Source organism: Photobacterium lutimaris, from assembly GCF_003025555.1.
GTDB lineage: Bacteria > Pseudomonadota > Gammaproteobacteria > Enterobacterales > Vibrionaceae > Photobacterium > Photobacterium lutimaris.
Genome location: NZ_PYMH01000015.1, coordinates 70,099 through 96,175 on the forward strand (window position 1 = coordinate 70,099; position 26,077 = coordinate 96,175).

The 26,077-nt window shown below is 53.0% G+C and carries 21 protein-coding genes and 1 tRNA gene; 10 read left to right on the top strand and 12 right to left on the bottom strand.

The annotated features are described in order from the left end of the window. Positions 1–84: 84 nt before the first annotated feature. The 5 genes from C9I99_RS22820 to rpsU form a co-directional block, all read right to left on the bottom strand. Positions 85–160, bottom strand: a tRNA-Ile gene (locus tag C9I99_RS22820). Positions 161–356: 196 nt separating this feature from the next. Then, positions 357–2,198 (bottom strand): RNA polymerase sigma factor RpoD, encoded by a 1,842-nt coding sequence (gene rpoD, locus C9I99_RS22825; RefSeq protein WP_107351139.1) that lies wholly within the window; start codon positions 2,196–2,198, stop codon positions 357–359. A 93-nt stretch (positions 2,199–2,291) separates the two neighbouring features. Beyond that, complete coding sequence (gene dnaG, locus C9I99_RS22830) at positions 2,292–4,052, bottom strand: DNA primase (RefSeq protein ID WP_107351140.1); 1,761 nt, start codon at positions 4,050–4,052, stop codon at positions 2,292–2,294. A gap of 167 nt (positions 4,053–4,219) precedes the next feature. Then, on the bottom strand, positions 4,220–4,663 hold the full coding sequence (locus tag C9I99_RS22835; protein WP_107351141.1) for a GatB/YqeY domain-containing protein: 444 nt from the start codon (positions 4,661–4,663) through the stop codon (positions 4,220–4,222). A gap of 28 nt (positions 4,664–4,691) precedes the next feature. Then, positions 4,692–4,907, bottom strand: a complete 216-nt coding sequence (rpsU, locus tag C9I99_RS22840; RefSeq protein WP_005301411.1) for a 30S ribosomal protein S21 — start codon at positions 4,905–4,907, stop codon at positions 4,692–4,694. A 184-nt stretch (positions 4,908–5,091) separates the two neighbouring features. On the opposite strand from rpsU, the gene tsaD reads away from it, so the two are divergent. Beyond that, on the top strand, positions 5,092–6,114 hold the full coding sequence (gene tsaD, locus C9I99_RS22845; protein ID WP_107351142.1) for a tRNA (adenosine(37)-N6)-threonylcarbamoyltransferase complex transferase subunit TsaD: 1,023 nt from the start codon (positions 5,092–5,094) through the stop codon (positions 6,112–6,114). A 53-nt stretch (positions 6,115–6,167) separates the two neighbouring features. Here the strand turns inward: tsaD and plsY are convergent, their stop codons facing one another. Continuing rightward, positions 6,168–6,791 (bottom strand): glycerol-3-phosphate 1-O-acyltransferase PlsY, encoded by a 624-nt coding sequence (gene plsY, locus C9I99_RS22850; protein WP_107351143.1) that lies wholly within the window; start codon positions 6,789–6,791, stop codon positions 6,168–6,170. Between the two features lie 213 nt (positions 6,792–7,004). Between plsY and folB the strand changes: the two genes are divergently transcribed. From folB to C9I99_RS22865, 3 genes are read left to right on the top strand one after another with little or no spacing between them, the layout of a single operon-like run. Further along, positions 7,005–7,358 carry a dihydroneopterin aldolase gene (folB, locus tag C9I99_RS22855; RefSeq protein WP_107299591.1) on the top strand — a complete coding sequence of 118 codons (354 nt, stop codon included), beginning with the start codon at positions 7,005–7,007 and terminating at the stop codon, positions 7,356–7,358. After that, entirely contained in the window at positions 7,355–7,843 is a 489-nt protein-coding gene (folK, locus tag C9I99_RS22860) for a 2-amino-4-hydroxy-6-hydroxymethyldihydropteridine diphosphokinase (RefSeq protein ID WP_107351144.1), read from the top strand. The genes folB and folK overlap by 4 nt, the downstream gene beginning before the upstream one ends. A gap of 8 nt (positions 7,844–7,851) precedes the next feature. Continuing rightward, positions 7,852–8,655, top strand: coding sequence for an undecaprenyl-diphosphate phosphatase (locus C9I99_RS22865; protein WP_107351145.1), 804 nt, complete (start codon positions 7,852–7,854; stop codon positions 8,653–8,655). A gap of 71 nt (positions 8,656–8,726) precedes the next feature. On the opposite strand, the gene C9I99_RS22870 is transcribed toward C9I99_RS22865, so the two are convergent. Then, positions 8,727–9,965 (bottom strand): multifunctional CCA addition/repair protein, encoded by a 1,239-nt coding sequence (locus C9I99_RS22870; protein WP_107351146.1) that lies wholly within the window; start codon positions 9,963–9,965, stop codon positions 8,727–8,729. A gap of 203 nt (positions 9,966–10,168) precedes the next feature. Between C9I99_RS22870 and C9I99_RS22875 the strand changes: the two genes are divergently transcribed. Continuing rightward, positions 10,169–11,857: an ExeA family protein gene (locus C9I99_RS22875; protein WP_107351147.1), complete on the top strand. Its 1,689-nt coding sequence runs from the start codon at positions 10,169–10,171 to the stop codon at positions 11,855–11,857. After that, positions 11,857–12,765, top strand: a complete 909-nt coding sequence (locus C9I99_RS22880) for a general secretion pathway protein GspB (RefSeq protein WP_107351148.1) — start codon at positions 11,857–11,859, stop codon at positions 12,763–12,765. The genes C9I99_RS22875 and C9I99_RS22880 overlap by 1 nt, the downstream gene beginning before the upstream one ends. Positions 12,766–12,857: 92 nt before the next feature. Here C9I99_RS22880 and C9I99_RS22885 read toward each other — a convergent pair whose 3' ends face one another. From C9I99_RS22885 to C9I99_RS22895, 3 genes are all read right to left on the bottom strand, one after another. Further along, the gene (locus C9I99_RS22885) at positions 12,858–13,472 is read right to left on the bottom strand and encodes a TIGR04211 family SH3 domain-containing protein (protein ID WP_107351149.1); all 615 of its coding nucleotides are present in this window, start codon (positions 13,470–13,472) and stop codon (positions 12,858–12,860) included. A 129-nt stretch (positions 13,473–13,601) separates the two neighbouring features. Beyond that, positions 13,602–14,870: an inorganic phosphate transporter gene (locus tag C9I99_RS22890; protein ID WP_107351150.1), complete on the bottom strand. Its 1,269-nt coding sequence runs from the start codon at positions 14,868–14,870 to the stop codon at positions 13,602–13,604. Between the two features lie 32 nt (positions 14,871–14,902). Continuing rightward, positions 14,903–15,583: a TIGR00153 family protein gene (locus C9I99_RS22895; RefSeq protein WP_107351151.1), complete on the bottom strand. Its 681-nt coding sequence runs from the start codon at positions 15,581–15,583 to the stop codon at positions 14,903–14,905. 184 nt (positions 15,584–15,767) lie between these two features. On the opposite strand from C9I99_RS22895, the gene C9I99_RS22900 reads away from it, so the two are divergent. After that, positions 15,768–17,285, top strand: a complete 1,518-nt coding sequence (locus C9I99_RS22900) for a CYTH and CHAD domain-containing protein (protein WP_107351152.1) — start codon at positions 15,768–15,770, stop codon at positions 17,283–17,285. A gap of 56 nt (positions 17,286–17,341) precedes the next feature. Here the strand turns inward: C9I99_RS22900 and C9I99_RS22905 are convergent, their stop codons facing one another. Continuing rightward, a complete protein-coding gene (locus tag C9I99_RS22905) occupies positions 17,342–18,100 on the bottom strand; it encodes a potassium channel family protein (RefSeq protein WP_107351196.1) in 759 nt (252 codons plus the stop codon). Positions 18,101–18,275: 175 nt separating this feature from the next. Here C9I99_RS22905 and C9I99_RS22910 point away from each other — a divergent pair, with 175 nt between their 5' ends. The 3 genes from C9I99_RS22910 to hldE all read left to right on the top strand — a co-directional run bounded on the left by C9I99_RS22910 (position 18,276) and on the right by hldE (position 24,467). Continuing rightward, positions 18,276–19,877, top strand: coding sequence for a methyl-accepting chemotaxis protein (locus C9I99_RS22910; RefSeq protein ID WP_107351153.1), 1,602 nt, complete (start codon positions 18,276–18,278; stop codon positions 19,875–19,877). 163 nt (positions 19,878–20,040) lie between these two features. Further along, on the top strand, positions 20,041–22,896 hold the full coding sequence (glnE, locus tag C9I99_RS22915) for a bifunctional [glutamate--ammonia ligase]-adenylyl-L-tyrosine phosphorylase/[glutamate--ammonia-ligase] adenylyltransferase (RefSeq protein WP_107351154.1): 2,856 nt from the start codon (positions 20,041–20,043) through the stop codon (positions 22,894–22,896). Positions 22,897–23,036: 140 nt separating this feature from the next. Further along, positions 23,037–24,467 carry a bifunctional D-glycero-beta-D-manno-heptose-7-phosphate kinase/D-glycero-beta-D-manno-heptose 1-phosphate adenylyltransferase HldE gene (hldE, locus tag C9I99_RS22920; protein ID WP_107351155.1) on the top strand — a complete coding sequence of 477 codons (1,431 nt, stop codon included), beginning with the start codon at positions 23,037–23,039 and terminating at the stop codon, positions 24,465–24,467. Between the two features lie 89 nt (positions 24,468–24,556). Here hldE and tolC read toward each other — a convergent pair whose 3' ends face one another. Continuing rightward, a complete protein-coding gene (tolC, locus tag C9I99_RS22925; RefSeq protein WP_107351156.1) occupies positions 24,557–25,840 on the bottom strand; it encodes an outer membrane channel protein TolC in 1,284 nt (427 codons plus the stop codon). Between the last annotated feature and the right edge of the window lie 237 nt (positions 25,841–26,077).

Genomic DNA, 26,077 nt, shown 5'->3' on the forward strand with positions numbered 1-26,077 from the left:
GAAGGGGGAAAGCTGTGCGACAAATAGCAAAAAGCCTGATGAGTTTCCTCATCAGGCTTTCTAAATTCTTTACCACAAGAGAAGTGGTGGCCCCTCCCAGACTTGAACTGGGGACCAAGCGATTATGAGTCGCCTGCTCTAACCACTGAGCTAAGGGGCCAGTGTGCGAGAAATTATATGGGATGGTCAGGCGCTTGTCTAGCGAATAAAGTGTTTGTTTTGCTTGCTTTTTAGGCAGTTAACAATGTTCGCGCGTTATTGCTGGCTGCTGAAGGTAAGTACTTGATGATGGAAACGAAAGGCATAAAAAAACGGGCCAGATGGCCCGTTTTTATCAATCGTGTCAGGATGCGTGGTTATTCATCCAGGAAGCTGCGCAGAACATCTGAGCGGCTTGGGTGGCGTAGCTTACGCAGTGCCTTGGCTTCGATCTGACGGATACGCTCACGAGTAACGTCGAACTGCTTACCTACTTCCTCAAGGGTGTGGTCAGTGTTCATATCGATACCAAAACGCATACGCAGTACCTTGGCTTCACGTGGTGTCAGGCCAGCCAGTACGTCGTTGGTTGCCATACGCAGGTTGGTTGCCGTTGCTGCATCCATTGGTAGCTGAAGCGTAGTATCTTCAATGAAATCACCTAGGTGCGAATCTTCATCATCACCGATAGGGGTTTCCATTGAGATTGGCTCTTTGGCAATCTTCAGTACTTTACGGATCTTGTCTTCCGGCATCTGCATACGCTCGGCCAGTTCTTCCGGTAATGGTTCACGGCCCATTTCCTGCAGCATCTGGCGAGAGATACGGTTCAGTTTGTTGATTGTCTCAATCATGTGAACCGGGATACGGATAGTACGTGCCTGGTCAGCAATCGAACGGGTGATAGCCTGACGGATCCACCATGTCGCATAAGTCGAGAACTTGTAACCACGGCGGTATTCGAATTTATCGACCGCTTTCATCAGGCCGATGTTACCTTCCTGGATAAGATCCAAGAATTGCAGGCCACGGTTGGTGTACTTCTTGGCAATCGAAATAACCAGACGTAGGTTAGCCTCAACCATTTCTTTCTTTGCACGGCGAGCTTTCGCTTCACCGATAGACATGCGGCGGCTGATGTCTTTGATGCGCTCGATAGACAAGCCGGTGTCTTGTTCCAGAATACGCAGTTTGGTCGTCGCACGACGAAGATCTTCTTCGTAGTTCTTCAGGCGCTCAGCGTAAGGCTTGCCAGAGTTCAGCGCTTCGTCAATCCACTCAGAAGAAGATTCGTTGCCGGCAAAAAAGCTGACAAAGGTTTTCTTTGGCATCTTGCTGTTGTCGACACACATGCGCATGATCAGGCGCTCGTTGGTGCGTACCTTATCCATCGACTCACGCAGTGAGCTGATCAGCTTATCGAACTGCTTAGGGATCAGGCGGAATTGCTTGAAGATTTCAGAAAGAACATCAACGGCTACGGCAGTTTTTGGATCCTGACGGCCGTGGGTATCAATCGCTAACGCCATGTTGTCATAGGCGATTCGCAGCTCGTTGAACTTTTCACGTGCAAGTTCTGGATCAATACCAGTATCTTCTTCTTCGTCATCCTCGTCTTCGTCTTCTTCCAGATCTTTATCTTCATCTTCAAGATCTGCATCGCTTAACTCAGAGCCGATGTGCGTGGCAGTGGGTGCTGCGGTTGCTTCTTCATTCGGGTCAACAAAACCAGAAATGATATCTGTCAGGCGAAGCTCCTCGGCTTCTACCTTGTCAAACTGCTCAAGCAGGTATGCGATGGCGCTAGGGTATTCGGCAACAGAGCATTGAACCTGGTTAATACCATCTTCAATGCGCTTCGCGATATCAATCTCGCCTTCGCGGGTAAGGAGTTCAACTGTACCCATCTCACGCATGTACATACGTACTGGGTCAGTAGTGCGGCCAATTTCGCTTTCTACACTTGATAGGGCCTGGGCCGCGGCTTCAATCGCGTCTTCGTCCGCATTGTCTTCTGTCATCATCAGATCATCGGCATCAGGGGCTGTTTCAACCACCTTAATACCCATGTCATTAATCATCTGAATGATGTCTTCCACCTGATCAGAATCAACGATATCTTCTGGTAGGTGGTCATTTACTTCGGCGTAGGTCAGATAGCCTTGTTCCTTGCCTTTAGCAACAAGTAACTTTAGCTGTGACTGCGGATTTTGCTCCATAGACGATATCCAACTTAGGGTCTGATTGAGAATAGTAGTATGCAGATATGCAAACCGATAATTATAACAAATTTCTTAATTGATGACTACTTACTAGCCGGGACGGTTGAGTATGAGTAACTGCAATTCCCGCTTCTCTTCGACTGATAAGCCGACGGTTCTTGATTTAGCCTGCAACTTTTCGATTTGTTGTTTAACGCACTGGCCAATGACTTTGTCCATTGCGTCAAGAAAAACATCTAGAGTGTTGTCCTCTTCCTTGACAAGAGGTAGCTGCCAGGCCGCCAGACGAGCTAGCATCCCTTCGCTTTTGCTTCCGCGCCAACCCTCTAGAAGTTGTCCAGTTTTAATATTGGGGTTTGCCCGACACTTTTCAACTATTGTTATCAATAAATTTAGTCCGGCAACATCGATCCCTTCAAATGCCGCCATATCAAATTCTAGGCTATTGACAAATTCTGGGTTCTGAACGAGCAGCGCGATCACTTCCCGCATCGGGGTGCGCTTAATTTCAGGTTGACCAACTTTCTTGGTTGTATTGGCCCCCTGTTTAGAGATTAGTTGCTGCAGCTGGCTTTCGTCGGGTAATCCCAGTTTTCTTCCCAGCATCTCACGCAAATATAGCCGCAGGGTACCGCCCGGTACCTTGTCGATCAGCGGAACGGCCAACGTACTGAGCTTGGCCTTGCCTTCGTTACTGCTGGTATCGACTTGCTGCAGCAGGGTCGTGAACATGAAGTCTGACAGGTTCATCGACTGGTTGACTTGCTGCTCAAACCCTTCTTGTCCGTATTGGCGGATATAGGTATCGGGATCCTCGCCATCGGGCAGGAACATAAACTTGAGCTGGCGGCCGTCATTGAGGTATGGCAGGGCTTGCTCCATGGCACGCCATGCGGCATCACGGCCGGCTCGGTCGCCATCGTAGCAGCACACCACGGTACCGGTCTGGCGGAACATCATTTGGATGTGATCGCCAGTGGTCGAGGTACCCAGAGAGGCCACGGCGTAGTCGACTCCGAACTGGGCTAGGGCGACAACATCCATATAGCCTTCTACCACCAGCAGCTTGTCTGGTTCGCGCTGGGCCTGCAGGACTTCGTACAGACCGTAGAGCTCGCGGCCCTTGTGGAAGATCGGGGTTTCCGGTGAGTTGAGGTATTTCGGCGTACCGTCCCCCAGCACTCGGCCACCAAAGCCGATCACTCGGCCACGACGGTCGTGGATCGGGAACATCACCCGGCCACGGAAACGGTCATAGCGGCGGCCGTTGTCGTTTTCGATCAGCATGCCGGCACTGACCAGTGCCTGCTGGGCTTCCATATCGCGACCAAAACGGTGACGGACCTGATCCCATTGATCCGGCACAAAGCCGATACCAAACTTTTTGACCACCTCGCCGGACAGCCCGCGTCCTTTGAGGTAGTCGATCGCAACCTGGCCTTCTTGGGTACGCAGTTGGCTTTGGTAGAACTGGGAAATCTGCCCCATCATATCGTACAAGCCAAGTTTTTCTTTGCTGCGGGTGCCTGACTGGCCGCCCCCGCTGCCTTGCTCGCGTGGCACTTCAAGGCCGAGCTGCGAGGCTAGCTCATCGATCGCCTCGACAAACTCGAGTCGATCGAATTCCATGACGAAGTCGAGGACATTGCCGTGGGCACCGCAACCAAAACAGTGGTAGAACTGCTTTTCCTGGCTGACAGAGAAGGATGGGGTCTTTTCGTTGTGGAATGGGCAGCAGGCACCAAAGTTCTTGCCCTGTTTCTTGAGCTTAACTCTGGCATCCACAATATCCACGATGTCATGCCGCGAGATGAGATCATCGATAAAGGTACGTGGGATTTTTCCTGCCATAGCGTGGTGTTACCTGCTGTGTGTGGGGTGCCAAATCAAAGTGTTATCAGCTGATGATAGCACTTTGATTTGGCATCGTTGAAATATAATTGACGGGATACTGAATACGAACAAGCCGCGCAGTCCGGAACCGGATAGCACGGCTTGTTGCAGAAATAGGGTAGGGATTAACCTAGCTTGGCTTTCACCAACTGGCTAACTTTACCCATATCGGCACGACCCTGAACTTGTGGCTTCAACACGCCCATCAGTTTGCCCATGTCTTGCATGCTGGCAGCACCGGTTGTAGCAATTGCCTCATCCAGCAGAGCGGCGACTTCGTCGTCGGTCAGTGGCTGTGGCATGAACTCTTCCAGTACTGTGATTTCAGCAAGCTCAACATCAGCAAGATCTTGGCGATTGGCTGCTTCGTATTGAGCAACAGAATCACGGCGCTGTTTTACCATTTTGGTCAATACTGCCAGCACGTCGTCATCGGTAAGAGTGATCTTTTCGTCAACTTCACGCTGTTTAATGGCAGCCATTACCAAGCGAATTGTGCCAAGACGAGGTTTGTCTTTGGCTTTCATCGCTAGTTTTTGTTCGTCTTTAAGACGTTCAATCAGAGTCATAACACGTTCCTTCTGTTAATCAGACAGATTAGTACAGACGAACGCGACGCGCGTTTTCGCGAGCCAATTTCTTCAGGTGACGCTTAACTGCCGCTGCTTTCGCACGCTTACGTACAGTAGTAGGCTTTTCGAAGTGCTCACGACGACGTACTTCAGAAAGGATACCTGCTTTTTCGCAAGAGCGCTTGAAACGACGTAGTGCTACGTCAAACGGTTCGTTTTCACGTACTTTGATTACTGGCATGTAATACTCACCTCAGAGTGATTCGGTTAATGCTGATGTTCATTAAAGTATCAGCTGATTAAAAATGGTGCGAAATTCTAATCTGATCTGGGGGCATTTGTAAAGCATTCTGCAACCCTGAACTGGTTAATTTCTGTCAAGGGCGGTAGTATGACCCTCAATTACCATAAGTATAGAGGTTGTTATGCGTATACTGGGCATCGAAACCTCCTGTGACGAAACAGGTGTGGCTATTTTCGATGATGAAAAAGGCCTATTGGCACACGAACTTTACAGCCAGGTGAAACTGCATGCCGATTACGGTGGCGTTGTACCTGAGTTGGCTTCTCGTGACCATGTCAAGAAGACGATTCCGCTCATCAAGGAAGCGCTTAACAATGCCGGCTTGACGCCTGCAGATTTGGATGGTGTGGCTTACACCGCAGGCCCTGGCCTGGTCGGCGCATTACTAGTAGGGGCAACGATTGGCCGAAGTCTGGCATATGCTTGGGATCTGCCCGCTGTCGCTGTACACCATATGGAAGGCCATCTGCTGGCCCCGATGCTAGAAGATAACCCGCCCCAGTTCCCGTTTGTGGCACTGCTGGTATCGGGTGGGCACACCATGATGGTGGAAGTCAAAGGCATTGGCGAGTACCAAATTCTGGGTGAGTCGATCGATGATGCCGCCGGCGAAGCGTTTGATAAAACCGCCAAGCTGATGGGGCTGGACTACCCGGGTGGCCCGCTGCTATCGCGTTTGGCAGAAAAAGGCACGGCTGGTCGCTTTAAGTTCCCGCGCCCGATGACCGACCGTCCGGGGCTGGATTTCAGCTTTTCTGGCCTGAAGACATTTGCCGCCAATACGATCCGCGCCAATGACGATGACGAGCAGACCCGCGCCGATATTGCTTATGCATTCCAAGAAGCGGTGGTCGATACCCTGGCGATTAAATGTAAGCGTGCTCTCAAGCAGACGGGCTTCAAGCGCTTGGTGATTGCCGGTGGTGTGAGTGCCAACAAGCACCTGCGTGAGCAGCTGGAAGCCATGATGACGAAGATGGGCGGTGAGGTGTTCTACCCGCGTACCGAATTCTGTACAGATAACGGGGCGATGATCGCCTATGCCGGTATGCAGCGGCTGAAAAACCAAGAGACGATGGATTTGGGGGTGAAAGCCTTCCCGCGCTGGCCGATCGACCAGCTTAAGCCTATTCAGGGCGAATAAAGCGGTTTAACCAATTAATCGGCCAGATAAGCAACCCTGCAACAAGCTGTGACTCAGTCTTGTGGCGGGGTTGTTTTGTTTTTGCGTTGGAATTTTGTCCAAATTTTACTTTCTTCACCTTCCAGTAGGCGACGGACATTATCGTGATGGCGCAAGACGATAAGGCATGACAGCATGGCTACCGGCATGGTGTATTCGGGTTTGACCCACCAGGTAAAAAGCGGTGCGGCAAGGGCTGTGATCATAGAGCCGAGCGAGGAATAACCGGTTACCAGCACGGTCAGTACCCACGAGCTGATCAGCAGGCCGCTTAAATCCCAGCCGATAGGTGCCAGGGCGCCCAGTGCGGTGGCCACCCCCTTTCCACCCCGGAAATGAAAGAAGATCGGATAGATATGACCGAGGCATGCGGCGATTCCGATGAATCCCAGCATGAACGGGTTGACCCCAGCTAAGTAGCTGAGCCAGACCGGCAGCATCCCCTTGAGGATATCGCATACCAGCACACTGGCGGCAGCCCCACGTCCACCCAAACGTAAGACGTTGGTCGCCCCGGGGTTCCCCGAGCCGTTTTCACGTGGATCCGGCAGGCCATACAGGCGGCAGATCAAGACGGCACTGGATATAGAGCCCAGTAGATAAGCGCCGATAATGATCATGAGTACAAGTGGTGTCATGCAAGGTCCTGTCGCTAGTGGCCTCAAGTCGCCGATTTATCTATCGTCAGCCATGTTGCATGGGCCGGCATATGGTATAGTGCTCCCCCAATGCCGATAGGCAACACGATGATCATATAAATCAAGATCATAGTATATTGACGATTACGACCTGATAATACGCGTTTTTGCTCAAATTAGGTATCCGACCTCTAACAAAATTAGCGATTGAACATGGATTCAGTATTTATCGAACATCTAGAAGTCATCGCCACCATTGGTGTGTATGACTGGGAACAGGAAATCAAGCAGAAATTGGTGCTTGATTTGGAAATGGCGCACGATAATCGTCCTGCCGCACAAAGTGATGATGTCGCCTATGCCCTTGATTATGCAGCGGTGAGCGATGCTGTGACACAGCATATTCAAAACGGCCGTTTTTTGTTGGTCGAGCGGGTAGCGGAGGAAATCGCTAATCTGATCATGACCCAGTTCTCTGTGCCATGGATCAAGGTACGCGTCACCAAGCCCGGAGCGGTGGCCAATGCCCGCGGTGTGGGGGTTGTGATAGAGCGAGGAAGCAAGTGACCACGGTCTATATAAGCCTAGGTTCAAACATTGATCGTGAACGCTACCTCCAAGCCGGTTTGGCTGGCTTGAGTCAGTTGGGCTCGGGGATGACGGTGTCGACCATTTATGAAGCCGAGCCGGTGGGATTTAGCGGGCCGAACTTTTTCAACTGTGTGGCTGTCATCGAAACGTCTTTGTCATTGGATACACTCCTGCAGGCGCTGAAGCAGCTCGAGTTGCAACACGGCCGCTCACCCGGTGCGGTCAAAAACCAAAGCCGTACCTTGGATCTAGACATCCTCCTCTACGGGGATACCGTACGAGATACTTATCCGGTTTTACCCCGTAGCGATATCTATAAGTTTGCCTTCGTGCTGCAGCCCTTGATGGAGCTGTGCCCACACCGGGAGATCCCCGGCGATGGCCGTACGGTTACCGAGCTTTGGCGTGCTTCTCGTTTTGAACAGGCTCTTTGGCCTGTAGAGCATCATTTTGTTGTTTAGGGATAGTTATGAGTTATTTTGAAGCCTTTGTTCTGGCCCTTATCCAGGGGTTGACTGAATTTTTGCCGATCTCGAGCTCTGCTCACTTGATCTTGCCTTCCGCCATTCTGGGGTGGGATGATCAGGGCTTGGCGTTTGATGTCGCGGTTCATGTCGGTACCTTGGCGGCGGTGATTTGGTATTTCCGCAAGGAAGTGGTTGCCCTGCTGTCGGCGTGGATCAGCTCTATTTTCCAAAAGGAGCACAGTGCCGAGTCCAAGCTGGCCTGGATGATTGTGCTGGCGACGATCCCGGCCTGTTTCTTTGGCCTGTTCATGAAAGATATCATCGAGATCTATCTGCGCTCGGCGTGGGTGATTGCCTGTACGACCATCTTCTTTGGCCTCTTGCTGTGGTGGGTCGATGTACGTGCCCAGCAGAAAGACGATGAATACCAAGCTGACTGGAAGCGCTCGCTGTTTATTGGCTTGGCACAGGCCGCAGCGATGATCCCGGGGACGTCTCGTTCGGGGGCCACCATGACGGCTGCGCTTTATCTGGGCTTCACTCGTGAAGCGGCAGCGCGTTTCTCGTTCCTGATGTCGATTCCGATCATCCTGTTGGCCGGTGGGTACTTGGGGATGAAGCTGGTGGTCAGTGGTGCGCCGATTCAGGTTGATGCTTTGCTCATTGGCATCGCGGTGTCTTTTGTCAGCGCTTACGCGTGTATCCATGCGTTCCTGAAACTGGTCACCCGTTTGGGTATGTTCCCGTTTGTGCTTTACCGCCTGCTGCTTGGCGCTGGCCTGATTGCGTTTCTGGTCACTCAGTAATTAGCATCGAGCGATGGAAACAGAAAGCCCGGCAATGGTATTGCCGGGCTTTTTCTTTTTCCGTGTGGAGGCTAGCGCATTTTCTGGCGCAATGTCGCCAGTACCGCTGTCACCGCATCTGCGCGCTTCAATGCCAGTTGTTCTTTGATTTCCTTTCCTTTGTACCCAGCTTCGACAATGGGTTTGACTTCGACGGCTTGGGCTGCGGCAAAGGCGCCCTCGAAGATATCAGCCTGCGGGTAGGGATCATTTTCAAACCCGGTTCGTCCACGTACATCAGCCCGGCAGCAGGTCGCTAGTTGTGCTACCCGTTCAGGCTTACGCCAGGCATCGATTTGATCAAAGATATTGATGAAGGTGGCTGGGCGTAGCTCGGCAGCAAAATGTAACTTGGTATGCTGGGCACAGACCATCAATGCGATATCGCGGTACTCATTGGGTACCCGTAAGCGCTGGCACAGCTCGCGTATCGCACCGAGCCCGGTGTGGCAGTGCATTTTGTGGCTCGGTAGATCTGCTTTCGGGGTCAGGGCCTTGCCAAGATCATGGACCTGGGCGGCAAAGCGGATCACCTTGGACTTGCTCAGCCTCGCGGCTTGCTCGGCGACCAGCAGGGTGTGGATGCCGCAGTCGATTTCAGGGTGCCATTTTTCTGGCTGGGGAACACCGAACAAGGCGTTGATTTCAGGCATGATCACCGCAAGCGCACCACACTGGCGCAGGACCTTGAGGAAGACTTCCGGGTTGCCCGATTGCAGTGACTTTTCCCATTCGATCCAGACCCGCTCTGGTGTGAGTGCAGACAGTTCACCGGCGACAACCATGTCCTGCATCAGCGCCATGGTTTCGGGGGCGACGATAAAGCCAAGATGGGCAAAACGAGCGGCAAAGCGAGCAACGCGCAGCACCCTGAGTGGATCTTCGACAAAGGCGGGCGATACATGACGAAGCTGGCGCAATGCCAGATCTTGCTGGCCATGATAGGGATCAATCAGGGTACCGTCTTGCGCTTGGGCAATGGCGTTGATGGTCAAATCACGGCGCATTAAATCCTGCTCCAGGGTGACATCTGGCGCTGAATAGCAGGTAAAGCCGGTATAGCCTTGGCCTGACTTACGCTCGGTACGGGCGAGGGCGTATTCTTGCTTGGTTTTCGGGTGCAGGAATACAGGGAAGTCGCTGCCGACTTGACTGTAACCTCGCTCCAGCATTTGCTCAGGGGTCGCGCCAACAACAACCCAGTCTTTGTCTTTGACTGGTAACTCCAGCAGGGCATCACGAACAGCCCCGCCAACTAAATACGTTTGCACTGTTTTATCCTTTTTCGTTCTGACTGCAGACTGTTATCGCTCGAGTATACCAAACCTTAAAGGCTCTCACGAATGGCTTGCCGTCGACCGCGCTTTAAAGGCTAATCGCTTGTCAGGCTTGAGCTGAAAGGCTATACATTCAGTAAAGGGACAGGTAACGTAGGGGCTTCCCCCTCCAGGCCAACAACAAGAGATCAAATGGCATGTACAAGGACTTTTTTGGGATCAACGAGTCACCATTTTCAATTGTGCCCAGTGCCCGTTTTCTATACTTGAGCGAGCGTCATCGTGAAGCATTGACCCATATGTTGTCGAGCCTCAATGGAGGAGGTGGGTTCGGTTTATTGACCGGCGAGGTCGGCACGGGCAAGACAACCGTTCTGCGGGCGCTGGTATCGCGTTTGCCACAGGAAACCCAGGTGGCAATTATCATGAACCCGTCGCTGTCGACCCGCGAATTGCTTGCCAGCCTTTGCGATGAGCTTGGCATTGAATATAGCGATGAAGCGACGATCAAAAATCTGACCGATGGGATATACCAACACTTGCTGGCCAATCACCGCGAAGGCCGTCAGACCCTGCTGCTGATCGACGAAGCTCAGCATCTGCTACCGGAGGTGCTGGAGCAGTTGCGTCTGCTGACCAACCTTGAAACCGACAGTGTCAAACTGCTCAAGGTGGTGCTGGTCGGCCAACCAGAGCTACAGCAGTTGTTGCAGCAAGACCGGTTACGTCAATTGGCCCAGCGGATCACCTCTCGTTATCATCTGCTGCCACTGACAGAAGAGGAAGTGCGGGAGTATATCCATTACCGTTTGCAGGCTGTGGACTGTCTGCATGAGGTGTTCCCGCCAGCCCAGACCAAGCAGATAGCCAAGGCGACAGGGGGGATCCCAAGGCTGATCAACTTGGTATGTGACAAGTCGATGCAGCTGGCCCACCAACAATCGACCCTTCTGCTGAACAAAGATCTGGTCGAGCAAGCTTGTCATGATGTGTTGAGCTGGCAGCTGCCGCAATATACAACACCGGGTCAACTTGATGCTCCTTCCACTTCACGCAAGCCGTTGCTGGTGGCTGTGGCCGCCGGGATCATCACGGCGGTTGGTGTGGGGTATGGGGCCGGGCTGCTGTCTTTACCTGCGACCTCAGCCTTGCCGGCAGAAGTGACCACAGCGGAAGTTACCAAGACGGCGGTCCCTGCCGCGGCATTCCAGCCAGCCAAACCGGTGTTGGCTCCAGCGCATACACAGTCGGTATCTTCAGCGCCGCAACTGTCTCCCCAAGCGCAGTGGCTGGCGGTCGTCAAGCAAGCGGGATCCGAGCGTCTTGCGATGCAAACCCTCTACAGCCTATGGGGCTACAGTACCCAGCTCAACCAGGCCAATTGCGAATCGGGGAGCCGTGTCCAGCTTAGCTGCTTTAACGGCAATGGATCATTGGAACAGTTGGCCCTGATCAACCGCCCCGCCATCGTTGCGCTCAATGAGCCTAGCGGAGAGGCATATTTTGCCACCATCTATGCCATCGGTAAGGATAAGGTTGAGCTGCTATTGGCCGGTCAGCGCTTTGCGGTCAGTGTACAATGGCTGTCACAGCGTTGGGACGAGCAGTACACCTTGTTGTGGCGTCCGCCGCTGGGTGATAAAACGGCAATACGCTACGGCCAGCAGGGGCCTCGGGTACAGTGGCTTGATCGTCAGCTGAGCCAGTTACTGGGCGTCATGCCGGAGAATCAAGATACCTTCGAGCAGGCTCTGCTTAATAAGCTGCGTCGTTTCCAACGGGCGCAAGATCTATCGGTAGATGGCATTGCCGGGCCTCGCACCCTGATGGTGATTGATTCCGCCCTGAATTTACCAGGACCGACCCTGCAACCGGAGAAAAGTTAATGTCGAAGTTACTCTCTGCTTTGGCCCAGTCAGATGCCCAGCGCGCCTCGGCAACGGTTTCGTCAGGGGCGGCTTACCGCACAGGTATTGCTCCCAAGCAAACAAAGCCATGGTTGCTACCGGGACTGGGATTTACTCTTCCGGTGATTGGCATACTTGGCTATCTGTCATTGCAGCCACCTCAGGCTGATATCAAACCGGTGTCGCAGGTTGTTGCAGCTAGCGTGGCAATGCCGGAGACGGTCCAACCTGTTGCCGTGCCTGTGTCTGTACCTGACACGGTGTTATCGGCAGTGGCGGATGTTGCATCGCTAACACACGTCTATCCGCACGGTATTGAACGACTTGATTACCCTTCGCTGTATACCGAGCCGTTGCCGAGCCTGGCAAGAGGCGCTCGGCAAGCCCGCTATAACCCAACCCAACCCTCCCCGCTGCCGGTGACACAGGCTAGCGGTTGGAACAGCGAACCAATCCCCGTAGGAAGCTCTGCCGTCAGGCCAGAGGCCGATAGCTGGGATCTTGAAGCGCTCGATTATTCTGAGCTGTCCCCTGAACTGGCCAGCCAGCTTCGGTCTGCCATCGCTGCCACTGGCGACGGGGAAACCTTGCCTCAGTTGCTGCAGGAACAACGCATGCCAGCTATGCCTGAGCCACAGGCACCGATGGCTGCGGTGCCCATTGGCAATTTGCCAGCATCGGTTCAAGATCGGATCCCCGCTCTGAATTTCCAGACTCATATCTACTCGTCCTCTCCCAATAGCCGCTGGGTGAAAGTGAACGGCAGTGAAGCCTATGAAGGGGATGAGATCGCGTCGGGGGTAACGTTACGGCGCATTGACCCACGCGAGGTGGTGTTCGATTTTGAATCGTATCTGATTTCGATGCCGGCGTTGTCGGAGTGGTAGCCATCAAGCTGGTGCGGATGTAGAGCATCGAAAAGCAGGCAATAAAAAAGGCAGCGAAGCTGCCTTTTTCTTTACCCGTACCATTGGCCGGGTTATGCCCAGCCGTTGTTGCGTTTACGGCGACGTGGGATAAGGTGAGGCAGAACCAGACCAAATAGCAAACCACCACCGGCAACCATTCCGCCATAGGTGAACCAGCGCATCAGCAGGTCGTCTTTTTGGGTGTCCAGACGGGCACGCAATTCGCGGATCTCTGCTTGCGATGTCATCAGCTGTTCGTTCAGCTGACCGTTCTGGGTTTCCAGGTCGGAAATCTGCTCATTGCGAAGCTTGAGTGAGTTCTGCAGGCTAGCGGTTTTCTCGTCGCCTGACTCAAGGGCTTCTTCAAGCTGGGCTTTGACCTCTGTCAGTTCTTTCTCCAGGGCCGGAAAACGCACTTTCAGACCAACTTGCGGTGAAACGAAATCAGAGTTAACCCAGCCGGTACGACCGCGGTTATCACGGACTTTACTGAATCCCGTCTCGCGGTTGGTTTCCAGCAGGTCAACTTTGGTGCCGGCGTTCACGCTGCCCGTAATGCGGTATTGGGTGCTTGGCCCATTGTGCATATAGGTAAATAGATTGTCGGATATATACCGAGTTTGAGCCTGTGCAGGCATGGTCGCCATTGCACAAGTGAATAATAGTAAGCTGATTAGCTGCTTCACAATTTGATTCCTTGGGGGAGAGCCTGTTTTTTCTCTAAGAGGCAAAGTCTAAGAATTTTGTGGGCTGGGTGCAAGAAAAGAGGGAGGCATCGCCTCCCTCTTTTGATCTTGAGCCCGCTTTGACGGTGTTTAACCAAACACTGCTTGCATTACGTAGAAGAAAATGACTGCAAGCAGGGCGCCAGCAGGCAGGGTAACAACCCAAGATGCAACGATATTACGTACCACACCAAGATTCAATGCCGCGATACCGCGAGCAAAGGCAACACCAATGACACCACCGACTAGGGTCTGCGTGGTTGAAATAGGAAGACCTGTACCAGAAGCAAGCACAACGGTTGATGCGGTCGCTAGCTGTGCAGCAAAGCCACGGCTTGGCGTTAGTTCGGTAATACCGGTACCAACGGTCGCCATCACCTTGTGACCCATGGTTGCCAGACCGACAACGATACCAAAACCACCCAATGGCAAGATCCACCAAGCGATTTGGCTCTTGGCCGTGATTTCACCCATATGTTGAACAGTAGAGACAACGGCAGAAAGAGGACCGATAGCATTGGCTACGTCGTTAGAGCCGTGGGCAAAGGCCATCGCACAAGCTGTAACCACCATCAGCAGGCTGAAAATACGCTCAACACCGGCATAACCGTTACTATCTACTGACGTACCGTCATCTGTGTACTTGCGATTAATATAAATGTAACCAAACACCATTACAATGAGTGACACTGCAATAGCGGCAAGCCATGCTTCACCGCTAGACAGGTGAAGACCGACATGCTTCAGACCCTTCTTGATAGTCACAAGAGCGATGACGATCGTGGTCATGAACATGTAGACAGGCACAAAGCGCTTTGCATTTACAATTGGATTATCGGTATCGAAAATCAGGCGCTGGGCGCTAATGAAAATGGCATAAGCAAACAGCCCCGAGATCAACGGAGTGATAAGCCAGCTACCGACGATGCCCTGTACCGAGCTCCAGTCAACAGCTTCTGTACCCGCTGAAACACAGGCAAAACCGATGATGGCACCAATAATGGAGTGAGTAGTCGACACCGGCCAACCCATATAGGATGCAACCAGTAGCCAAGTACCCGCAGCCAGTAGGGCCGACATCATGCCGTACACCAATACTTCAGGATTGGCAGCATAGAGAGAGGTTTCGATAACCCCTTTACGGATGGTATCTGTTACTTCACCACCTGCTAGGTAAGCACCCGCAAACTCAAAGATCATCGCAATGATGATTGCTTGTTTAACGGTCAGTGCTTTCGAACCAACCGAGGTACCCATGGCGTTGGCAACATCGTTTGCGCCAATACCAATAGCCATCAATAGACCAAAAAAAGCCGCCACCAAAATAAGAATGGTGCCGTAGTTAGCCAGGATTTCCATTGTAAAACCTTGTTTTTGTTACACTCTTTCGCTTATGAGCGCGATAGCATGATTTCAAGACGAGAGCCGACACGCTGTGCCTGATCAGCAATAGCACCAACCCACTCGAGAATCTTGTAAAGGAACATGATATCCACCGGACTGTATTGGTCTTCGATGGACATGAGCTGTTGGCGAAGTTTGATTTGCATGCTGTCAGTATCGTCTTCGATAACATCAAGCTGGTTGATCATCTCTGCCACGAGCGTTACTTCCCTACCTTTAAAGCCTGTTTCAAGAAGTTCGTCCAGTTCGTTGATCACTCGGTTCGCCTGATTGGCGGCGTCAAGACAACGTTGAACGTAGGCAATAAAGTCAGGGTACATTTCGGAAGGAATCTGAAGCTGGCGACCCAAGACACGACCTGCAATGTCTTTTGACAGATTGGCAAGCTTATCTTGCTGGGTCAGCAGGCCTAGCATGTCAGTACGATCGACTGGCATGAACAGACCACGAGGAAGTTTCAGACGGATCTCACGCTTGAGCACATCCGCATCTTTTTCAAGCTGGGAAATTTGCTCGCGCAGGACAGCCGCCTGCTCCCAATCACCCGCCTTACAGGCTTCGAAGAAAGGGACAAGTAGTTCACAACAATCATTTACGCGAGTAACGTGACGTTGCAATGGTTTGATTGGGGACTTAGCAAATAGCCCCATAATAGTATTTACTGGCATAGCCGAATAACCTAGAAAGTGCCTTAAGTGGCTAATTCTTGAGCGATGGTCATTAAGGCGCGCATGGTAACGCATAAGTAAGTATAGGGGAACTAATTTCGATCAAGGTTTTGTTGATATTTCATGCTTGCCCCTGAGTGCAATTGCCAATATCCTTGGTTTGCCACTGTTTATAGGTAGAACTATGGAAACTGAGATAGAACTGAAGTTTTTCGTCTCACCAGAATTTTCGAGCCAGCTACTCAAAAAAATCGCTGAAGCGAAAGTTCTGCAGCAAAGTCGTCGTGAGTTAGGCAATGTCTACTTCGACACCCCAGACCAAATTCTTCGCCAGCACGACATCGGTCTTCGGATCCGTCGTTTTGATGATGTATTTGTCCAAACATTAAAGACCGCGGGTCGCGTGGTCGCCGGCTTGCACCAGCGTCCGGAATACAATGCCGAAACCAAGAGTACTGACCCCGATCTCTGCCTGCACCCAGCGGATGCTTGGCCGGAAGGGATTGATATTGAGCATACTCAGCAGCAATTGAAACCACTATTCTCTACTGATTTTGTCCGTCAACAATGGCTCGTCGCGATGCCGGATGGCAGCCAGATAGAATTGGCCTTTGATCAGGGCGAAGTCAGTGCCAATGGCGAAACCTCGCCGATTTGCGAAGTCGAACTCGAGTTGAAATCCGGTCAGACCGACGCCTTGTTTACCTTGGCCCGTCAATTGTGTACTGAGGGTGGCATGCGGCTGGGCAACCTGAGCAAAGCAGCGCGGGGCTATCGCCTGGCGGCAGGCTACCAGGGTGATGATGTCGCTCAGCTGGCCCCGGTCAAACTCGATGGCAGCGAATCCGTCGAAGTGGTGTTTGTCAAAACGGTCGAGCATGCGCTTGGTCACTGGCATTACCATGAACAAATCTTTGCCGAGTGCCAAGAACCCGCTGCGCTGGTGCAAATTCAGCAGGCGCTGGGCTTGCTTCGTCAGACTTTGGTGATTTTTAGTGGCATGATCCCACGCCGGGCTAGCGCCTTGCTGCGCCAGGAACTGCAATGGCTGGAAGGCGAGTTGGACTGGCTGGGTGACGCGGCCGGTTTGGATTATTTGCTGGCGGAAAAAGGCCATGCCCTGAAAAAACTCAATGCGCGCAAGGAGCTGGTTAAACAGCTTGAAGCGTGTCAGGCAGATCTGCCTGATGACAATGAAATGTTGTTACTGCTGAGCTCGGCCCGCTATTGCGGCCTGTTGCTTGACTTGAGTCGCTGGCTGCTGAGTCGCGGCTGGCAGCCGTTCCTCGATGATAAGTCCCGGGCACGCCTAGCTGAACCGGTCAAAGGCTTTGCCGATAATATGCTGTCTCGCTCATGGCAGGAGCTGCTGGATGTCTTTCCGGCTGAGCGGCAGCTCAACCGGATTGATTATCTTGACCAGCAATCGCGTTTGGTCCGTAATCTGATGAGCGGTCTGAGCTTTGCTTCTTTATACGAAGAAGATAAGCGCTTGGTCTTTCGGATGCCTTGGCTGGATTTGTTGCAGGGAATTGAAGATCTGCGCCACCTCGAGCCGGTACGCCAGCTACTGGGCCAGCAGGATGATGAAGAGGATCGTAGCCAGATAGAGAAATGGCTGCAGCGTAAGGAAGAATCTCTGATCCATGCGATGGATCAGACCCGCCAGATGGGGATTGAGCTGGTCCCATACTGGCCGTAAGCGCCACAGCGAGAACTTACCAACACCCGGCCATGAGCCGGGTGTTTTTTTATGGGTTAGTTCTTGTCTAATTTATTTTCTATCGCCTCTAGGCGCTCTATCAGTCGCTGTTGGTTGGCCAGCATCGCTTGCCATTCTCGCTCGTGGCGGGCATCGTCCTGCTCTTTCTTTTGTTCGGGATCGGAAATGATAGAGCTGACCAAGCCCGCCACCATACCGAACAAGCCGACCCCACAAATAATAATCACGGCTGCCAGTACCTTCCCCATCATGGTCACTGGATAGTGGTCGCCATAACCCACCGTGGAAATGGTCACGAAAACCCACCATAGGGCATCAGTGGCGTCCTTGATATTGGACTCCGGCACATTGCCTTCCAGGATCAGCATCAGGGCTGAGCCGATCGATACCAATATCGTCAACAGCAAGAAAATACTGGCGATGGTGGCTTCACGGCGGTTGCTGCGGATTTGGTTGAGGATTTGGTGGCTGGAGCGGATCAGGCGGATCACCCGGAAGATTTGCAGTAAGCGGGCAAAGCGGATCTGCTCGATGATCGGGATACTGGCGACAAAATCAAGCCAGTGGGCTCTGAGGTAGCGGGGCTTGTCCTTGCTGCGGAATAAATCAGCCAGTAACTGACACCAAAAGACCAAACAGATAAACGTGTCGATACCAAGCAGCAGCAAATAACCGTTACTCTGCTTGGGCAAGAAAATCATGGTGGTCACAATAGTCAATGATATAAACGATAGCACGAGTGACATCAGGCTCATCGGATTGAGTTCATATTTGACGGAGTCGATCTTTTTCATCATTAAATTTTTTAACTGCGCAGCCGATAGATAGAATGAGGGTTATTGTTTCGGTGCGAAAAATAAATAGATTTTTAGGCACTGAATCCCTACTTCCCCATACATGGCGACCGGTCATAAGGATGACCAAGTAACTCTTGCTCTGGGGTGTAATAAGAATATATGGAGATAGTGCATGACCAAAATGGTTTTTAAGCCATGGGAAAAAGGGCTGACAAATATTCGCTTGGTTCCCAAGCTGTTATTGCTGATGGTGTTCAGTACCATCCTGCTGGTTGGTAAGCAGCTTTGGGATGCTAGCACCTTCTATCAATCGGTGGTGGAAATCCAGCAGGACAGGGCGAAAGAACAAGCGTTGGCTACGGCTGCTGTTATACAGGCGCTGCCATCGGCTAGCCAACAGGATATAGTGTTGGTGGAGAGTGTTGTCACCGCCCAGGCGGCAGCGATGAATGGCGGGGCTTATGTCTATTTAGTCGAGCGGGGAAGCAATAAAGTTATCGGCCACCCGGGTGCCCGGGCGTTGTCTGAACTGCAGGGCAGTGTTGACAGCCAAGGTAGCCTTAACCGTGCCTTGCAGCAACTGGCAGGACAGGCCAGCCTGAACTTCTCCGATCAGTCCCGCTTTGAATATGCGGTCGAATTACCGCGCCTTAATTGGGTGGTAGTGGCTTCCCAGCCCGCCTCAGAAGCCGATGCTTACTACCAGGATTACTTGGTGCAGGTTGCATGGCAAACCGCATTGATGATCTTTGCTTTTGTGGTGATCCTGCTAACTGGCTCCCATGTCATGCTGCGTCAGACCCAATATTTAGCCGATAACATCAAGCGCTTGGCTGCCCGCGACTTGACCCAACCCATTGTCATGGAATGCCGTGATGAGTATGGCAACTTGGCCAAAGAGCTGGAAAAGACCCGCCTTCAGCTCCGCGATGTGATCTGCAGTCAGCGCGATGCCGCTGGTGAACTCGCGGGCTTGGCCGAGGTGATGTCGATCAGCATGGTAGAAACCAAGGAGTCTGCGCAGGAAGAATTTAATGAAATCGACCAACTGGCGTCGGCGATGAGCGAAATGACCTCGACGGTGCAAACCGTTGCCGAGCATGCCCGCGAAGCATCCGGTGCCACGGAAGGGACGTCGGGCCAAGCCATACAGGGCCAGCAGTTCGTGTCAAAGACGATTGGTACCATTAACCAGTTGTCGCAGGACATCAGTCAGTCGGCCAATGCTGTTAATCAAGTGGAAGAGCGGGTTGAGCAGATCGGCAGTGTGATCGTCACGATCCAGAGCATTTCCGAGCAGACCAACTTGCTGGCACTGAATGCCGCTATCGAAGCGGCCCGTGCTGGCGATGCGGGCCGGGGCTTTGCGGTGGTGGCCGATGAAGTACGCAACCTTGCCCAGCGTACCCAGACCGCGACGGTTGAGATCCAAGAGATGATATCCCAATTGCAGTCCAGCGCTCAGCAGGCTGTCGGTCTGATGGAGCAAAGTGTTGTTGAAGCTGCCGAAGGGGTTGAGCTCGTAACCAGTGCCGGTGGGGAGCTGGATAAGATTGTCGAGCAGGTGGGGCTGATCAATGACATGAACTTCCAGATTGCCTCGGCGGCCGAGCAGCAAAGTGGCGTGGCCGATGAAATGAACCAGAACTTGACCAATGTCCGTGAACTGGTGGAAGCATCGGTCGTGGTGGTCACCGAGCTGTCGGAAACATCGGATGCCATGCAAGGTCATGCCTCTGAACTGGAAAAGAAAATCCAAGCCTTCCATGTGTAGGTTAACGGCTTAGCAATACGCTGAAATTCAGCCAAATCAACGCCCGCCCTTGGCGGGCGTTGTGCTATCGTAATGACAATCAATATCCGGCTTGGCAGTGCGGTTTTTCTCGCTGTCACCTGCTGGGCAGATTAAGACGACAGGTATTTGAAAAGGAACCCCTATGACCGTGCAGGATCACCTCCAGGCCGCAATGGAAAAGGCGTGGGACAAGGTTAGCAATGCCCAGCCTGATGCAATCGCTGGCTGGCCTCAGGATAAGCTCGACGAGCTCAAACAAGTATTGGCTTACAGCGACTTTGTGACAGCCTCGGTCGTACGTGACGCCGCCTTATTACCGTGGCTGGCCTTACATTTAGACGATCCTGGCCGGGCGGATGATTACCGAGCCGAGCTTGCCCAGTTGCTAGCAACCGTGCAGGATGAGGCGGGCATGATGCGGATTTTGCGTCAGTTCCGCCAACGCGAAATGGTCTGGATTGCCTGGCGTGATTTTATCGGCCACAACAGTCTGGACTTAAGCCTGAACCACCTGTCTATGCTGGCAGAAGCGATGATCATGGAGGCTTATAACTGGCTCTACGATCAGTGCTGCCGCGAGTGGGGAACCCCGATGAACAGCAACGGCGAGGCTCAGCCAATGTTGATCCTCGGGATGGGCAAGCTGGGTGGCGGTGAGCTGAACTTTTCATCTGATATCGATTTGATCTTCACTTATCCGGAAAACGGCGAGACCCAGGGCGGGCGGCGCAGCTTGGCCAATGCCCAGTTCTTTACCCGTTTGGGCCAGCGCTTGATCAAAGCGCTCGATCAGCAAACCTTTGACGGGTTCTGCTATCGGGTTGATATGCGCCTGCGTCCGTTTGGCGACAGTGGCCCTTTGGTGATGAGCTACGCGGCACTGGAAGATTATTACCAGGAGCAGGGGCGTGACTGGGAGCGCTATGCCATGATCAAGGCCCGAGTGATGGGCAAAGAAAGCTTCTCTCAGTACCAGGAACTGCGGCAGATGCTGCGGCCGTTTGTGTTCCGCCGCTATATAGATTTCAGTGCCATCCAGTCGTTGCGGCGCATGAAAGCGATGATCAGCAGTGAAGTTCGCCGCCGCGGTTTGACCAACAATATCAAGCTTGGGCCGGGCGGGATCCGTGAAGTGGAGTTTATTGCCCAGTCGTTCCAGCTGATCCGCGGAGGCCGGACACCGGAGTTGCGTGGTCGTGGTTTGCGCGAAACCCTCCAGGCGATGAAAACGCAGGGGCTGCTGCCTCAGAAGCAGGTTGATGACTTGGAGCGGGGTTATGCGTTTTTGCGCCGACTGGAAAATCTGCTTCAGGCTATCGATGATAAACAAACACAGGCTTTGCCGGACAAACCGCTGGACCAATGCCGGCTGGCCGTGGCGATGGGGTTTGAGGACTGGCTCGGGCTGCAGCGGGCTGTTGAGCAGCATATGGCGGCAATCCATGACGTCTTTGATGACATTATCGGTGCCGATGAGGAAGAGCCGCAGAGCGTGGCGACAGCCCAATTCCATGAAATGTGGGCAATGATCAAAGACGCCGAGGTCGTGACGGCGGTTCTTACCGAGCTCAACGCCCCTGAGGCCGACAGCCAGCTTGCCATCTTGACCAATATGAAAGCCGAGCTCTCCAAGCGCACCCTTGGCCCCAGAGGGCGCGAGGTATTGGCCAAGTTGATGCCGGCGGTACTGATGTTGATAGTCACCCGTGATGATGCCCCAGCGGTCCTGGAGCGGGTGTGTAAACTGATCGTCCGGATCGCCACCCGGACCACTTACCTCGAGCTGCTCAGTGAGCACCCGGCGGCCCTTGATCAGTTGGTGCGCTTGTGCGCCGCCAGTCCGATGGTGGCAACCCAGCTGGCCCAGTATCCGATTTTGCTCGATGAGCTGCTCGATCCCCAGCACTTGTATAACCCGACACCGCTGGAGCATTACGGTGACGAGCTGCGCGAGTTCCTTGCCCGGATCCCGGAAGAGGATATGGAGCAGCAGATGGAGGCGATCCGTCAGTTCAAGCAGACCCAGTTACTGCGCATTGCGGCGGCAGATATTGCCGGGGCACTGCCGTTGATGAAAGTGAGCGATCACCTGACCTATCTGTCCGAGGCCATTGTTGCGGCGGTGGTCAATCAAGCTTGGTTGCAGATGGTGGAAAAATTCGGCGAGCCGACTCACCTGCTCGAGCGAAGCGGGCGCGGGTTTGCAGTATTGGGCTATGGCAAGGTCGGTGGCTGGGAGCTGGGCTATGGCTCGGATTTGGATCTGGTGTTCTTGCACGACTGCCCCGATCATGTATACACCAACGGCCGCAAAGAAATCGACGGCCGCCAGTTCTATCTGCGTCTGGCACAGCGGATTGTCCACTTGTTTTCTACCCGCACCGCCTCGGGCGTGCTGTATGACGTCGATGTTCGCCTCCGCCCATCGGGAGCCTCAGGGTTGCTGGTGAGTACCATGGACGCGTTTGCCGATTACCAGCAGAAAGACGCGTGGACTTGGGAGCACCAAGCTTTGGTCAGAGCCAGGATGATATATGGTGATGGCCCGCTCAAGCAGGCATTTGCCGCAGTGAGGCAAACGATTCTGATGAGCCCCCGAGAAGCCGACCCTTTGCGCAAGGAAGTGGTGGAAATGCGCCATAAAATGCGCGATCACCTGGGCAGCAAAAAGGCTGGCATGTTCGGCCTTAAGCAGGATGAAGGCGGGATCACCGATATCGAGTTTCTGGCCCAGTACTTGGTGCTGCTGCATGCGGCAGAGGAAAAAGCCCTGATCCGCTGGTCTGATAATGTCCGCCTATTCGAGACCATGGCGAACTACGATATCTTGGCGCCAGAGCAAGCGATGCAGCTCAAGCACGCTTACTGTGTGATGCGTGATGAAATTCATCGCCTGAGCCTGCTCGGCCTACCGGCTTACGTGGAAGAAGGCCGGTTTTCAGCTGAACGCTTGGCGGTGCAGCAGATCTGGCAGGCATTGCTGGAGCCCGGTACCTAACCCGGGCGCGCAGAAAATCTATGTGCGGGGGCATGACCCCGCTCTTTGTAATTGAATTACCGTTGAAATCCCCTGAGCAGATGCATGCTAATTTGGCTTTGTGTTAATATTTGGGGGTTAACACAATCCCGGAGAAAAAAATGAAACTGACTCTTCCTGATTATGATCAAGCAGGCGTGCTGGTCGTGGGTGATGTCATGCTGGATCGTTACTGGTATGGGCCGACAGGTCGTATTTCCCCTGAAGCCCCCGTTCCTGTGGTAAAAGTTGATCAGGTTGAGGAGCGTCCGGGTGGCGCCGCGAATGTGGCAATGAATATTGCAGCATTGGGTGGACACGCCCGGTTGGTTGGTCTGACGGGGATTGATGAGCCGGCCCGTGCGCTGTCTGAAAAACTGTCGTCACTGGATGTACGCTGTGACTTCGTGACGCTGCCGGATTACCCGACCATCACCAAGCTGCGCGTCATGAGCCGTGGCCAGCAGATGATCCGGCTGGATTTCGAAGAAGGTTTTCATAATGTGCCAGCGGATGTGATTTTACCGCGTATGGAGCAAGCACTGCCTTCAAGCAAGGTCGTGGTGCTGTCTGATTATGCCAAGGGTGCCCTTGAGCATGTGCAGGCGATGATCCAACTGGCGCGCAAGTCCGGCATCCCTGTGATGGTCGACCCGAAAGGGGCGGACTTTGAACGCTACCGTGGTGCCACTTTGCTTACTCCTAACCTGTCCGAGTTTGAAACCGTAGCGGGTAAAACCCAGTCGGATCAAGACTTGGTTGAGAAAGGCCTGGCCCTGATCGAGCGTTATGAATTCGATGCACTGCTGGTAACGCGCAGTGAGCATGGCATGACGCTACTGCAAAAAGGCCAAGAGCCACTGCATATGCCGACGCAGGCCAAGGAAGTGTATGACGTGACCGGTGCCGGTGATACGGTCATATCGATACTGGCTGCATCGTTAGCAGCGGGTAAGTCGCTGTCTGACTCATGCAAACTGGCGAATGCCGCGGCTGGTGTTGTGGTCGGCAAGCTGGGTACCTCGACCCTATCGACCATTGAGCTGACCGAAGCGATCCATGGTAGCCAGGACAGCGGTTTTGGGGTGATCAGCGAAGCTCAGCTCAAGCAGGCAGTGAAAACAGCCCGTGCCCGTGGTGAGAAAGTGGTGATGACCAATGGCTGCTTCGATATTTTACATGCTGGTCATGTGGCGTATCTTAATGAGGCGGCGAAATTGGGTGACCGCCTGATCGTAGCCGTGAACTCTGACAGCTCAGTACAGGCTCTCAAAGGCCCGGGCCGTCCGGTCAATCCGGAAGATCGCCGTATGGCGGTATTGGCAGGTTTGGGCGCGGTTGACTGGGTGGTGCCATTTAGCGAAGAGACGCCACAGCGCTTGATCAGTGAAATTTTGCCAACCCTGCTGGTAAAAGGCGGCGACTACAAACCGGAAGAGATCGCCGGTGGTCAGGAAGTGATTGCTGCTGGCGGTCAAGTCTTGGTGCTTAACTTCGAAGACGGTTGCTCGACCACTGAAATTATCGAGGCAATCAAAGGGGGCCGAGGCTAGTCACCTCCGGGTCTTATCAAGATAATAAAAAAGCGCCATCATTGCTGATGGCGCTTTTTTTATGCCTGGCTTGTTTTGCTAGGTTGTGATTATTTCGCTTTGACTAGGCCGGCGTTCACGTCGACTACGTCCTGCTCGGTCAGTGAGCCTACAGCTTGTTTTAGCTGAAGCTGGCTGATGATGTAATCGTAGCGGGCATTGGCCAGCTGGCGGTTGGCATCATACAGGCGACGGGTCGCATCCAGTACATCGACAATCGTACGGGTACCGACATCGAAACCGGCTTCAGTCGCTTCAAGTGCTGACTGGGCAGACACAACGGACTGTTGGTAAGCGCGCAGGGCACCGATAGACGCATTGATGTTGTTGTAGAAAGCGCGAACGTCTCGTACAACGCTGCGGTAGGAGCCTTCCAGATCTTCACTGGCGGAAACATAGCCGAACTGGGCCTGCTTCACTTCAGACGTCACGCGGCCACCGGTGTAGACAGGTAGCGCCAGGTTGATCCCTGCGTTCAGTGTACCGTCGTCATTAAATGACTGTTTTTCATCGTAGTTGTAGCCGGCATTGAAAGACAGGGTTGGCAAGTGGCCAGATTCTGCCAGAGTGATTTGATCACGGGCGATATCTTGTGAAATGCGAGAGGTCAACAGGCTAAGGTTTTCTGTCTCGGCATCTTTAAGCAGGCTTTCCACGCGAGACTTTGGTGCACTGGCACTAAAGCGACGGGTATCCAGAATGCTCAGGTTAGTGTGCTCTTGACCCGTGATTTCACGTAGGCCTTCGTAGCTGTTGGTCAGGGCATTTTCTGCCAAGATCTCATCAGCCAGCACGCTATCGAACTGAGCTTGGGCATCGTGCACATCGGTAATCGCCGATAGGCCGACTTCGAAACGCTGTTTGGTTTGCTCTAGCTGGCGGCCAACGGCGGCTTTCTCTGCACGGACGAATTCCAGATCGTCCATTGCACGAAGCACGGCAAAGTAGGCGTCAGAAACACGCAGGATCAGGCCTTGCTGGGAGGTTGCATAGAATGCATCGCTCTGGCGGGCAACCTTCTCGCTAATATCTAGGTTTACCCAGCTGGCGCGGTTGTAGATCGACTGATCTAGGCTTATACCGCCGTTGAAACCGTCGGCATCACCATCCATACGGGAGATGTTATAGCCAGCCGTTAGGTTAATCTGTGGTAGCAGCGCACTTCGGGTTGAGTTAATCGCTTCGAACGCAGTGTCTTTATCGGCAGCCGCACGTAGCAGCTGGGGGTCATTTTGTTTTGCTTGTTGGTAGATTTCGGCGAGATCATCAGCCAGTGCAGTATGGCTAAGACCGCCAAGCGCAAAGCTAACAATAAGCGGAAGCAATTTTTTCATGTATGCCTATCCTGATCCTGACAAAAATAAGAGCAAGGCTCCAGTTTAACCTATGTTTCCTTGCCTGAAACTGATCTTTGAACAATTTACTTTATTTTACGATATTTTACTGGATTAATTGTGATTCTAATCCGTTCGTTAGCGAAATGGACTTAAAAAAAATCATAAGTATTGTCATAAATGTTGAATTAAATCATTGCCGTTCCTTGGCGGGGATGGAATCATATACGACTTTCG

Coding starts and splice junctions, on each gene's coding strand:
- rpoD (WP_107351139.1), bottom strand. CDS start 2,198: ATGGAGCAAAATCCGCAGTCACAGCTAAAGTTACTTGTTGCTAAAGGC.
- dnaG (WP_107351140.1), bottom strand. CDS start 4,052: ATGGCAGGAAAAATCCCACGTACCTTTATCGATGATCTCATCTCGCGG.
- C9I99_RS22835 (WP_107351141.1), bottom strand. CDS start 4,663: ATGACTCTGATTGAACGTCTTAAAGACGAACAAAAACTAGCGATGAAA.
- rpsU (WP_005301411.1), bottom strand. CDS start 4,907: ATGCCAGTAATCAAAGTACGTGAAAACGAACCGTTTGACGTAGCACTA.
- tsaD (WP_107351142.1), top strand. CDS start 5,092: ATGCGTATACTGGGCATCGAAACCTCCTGTGACGAAACAGGTGTGGCT.
- plsY (WP_107351143.1), bottom strand. CDS start 6,791: ATGACACCACTTGTACTCATGATCATTATCGGCGCTTATCTACTGGGC.
- folB (WP_107299591.1), top strand. CDS start 7,005: ATGGATTCAGTATTTATCGAACATCTAGAAGTCATCGCCACCATTGGT.
- C9I99_RS22865 (WP_107351145.1), top strand. CDS start 7,852: ATGAGTTATTTTGAAGCCTTTGTTCTGGCCCTTATCCAGGGGTTGACT.
- C9I99_RS22875 (WP_107351147.1), top strand. CDS start 10,169: ATGTACAAGGACTTTTTTGGGATCAACGAGTCACCATTTTCAATTGTG.
- C9I99_RS22880 (WP_107351148.1), top strand. CDS start 11,857: ATGTCGAAGTTACTCTCTGCTTTGGCCCAGTCAGATGCCCAGCGCGCC.
- C9I99_RS22890 (WP_107351150.1), bottom strand. CDS start 14,870: ATGGAAATCCTGGCTAACTACGGCACCATTCTTATTTTGGTGGCGGCT.
- C9I99_RS22895 (WP_107351151.1), bottom strand. CDS start 15,583: ATGCCAGTAAATACTATTATGGGGCTATTTGCTAAGTCCCCAATCAAA.
- C9I99_RS22900 (WP_107351152.1), top strand. CDS start 15,768: ATGGAAACTGAGATAGAACTGAAGTTTTTCGTCTCACCAGAATTTTCG.
- C9I99_RS22905 (WP_107351196.1), bottom strand. CDS start 18,100: ATGAAAAAGATCGACTCCGTCAAATATGAACTCAATCCGATGAGCCTG.
- C9I99_RS22910 (WP_107351153.1), top strand. CDS start 18,276: ATGACCAAAATGGTTTTTAAGCCATGGGAAAAAGGGCTGACAAATATT.
- glnE (WP_107351154.1), top strand. CDS start 20,041: ATGACCGTGCAGGATCACCTCCAGGCCGCAATGGAAAAGGCGTGGGAC.
- hldE (WP_107351155.1), top strand. CDS start 23,037: ATGAAACTGACTCTTCCTGATTATGATCAAGCAGGCGTGCTGGTCGTG.
- tolC (WP_107351156.1), bottom strand. CDS start 25,840: ATGAAAAAATTGCTTCCGCTTATTGTTAGCTTTGCGCTTGGCGGTCTT.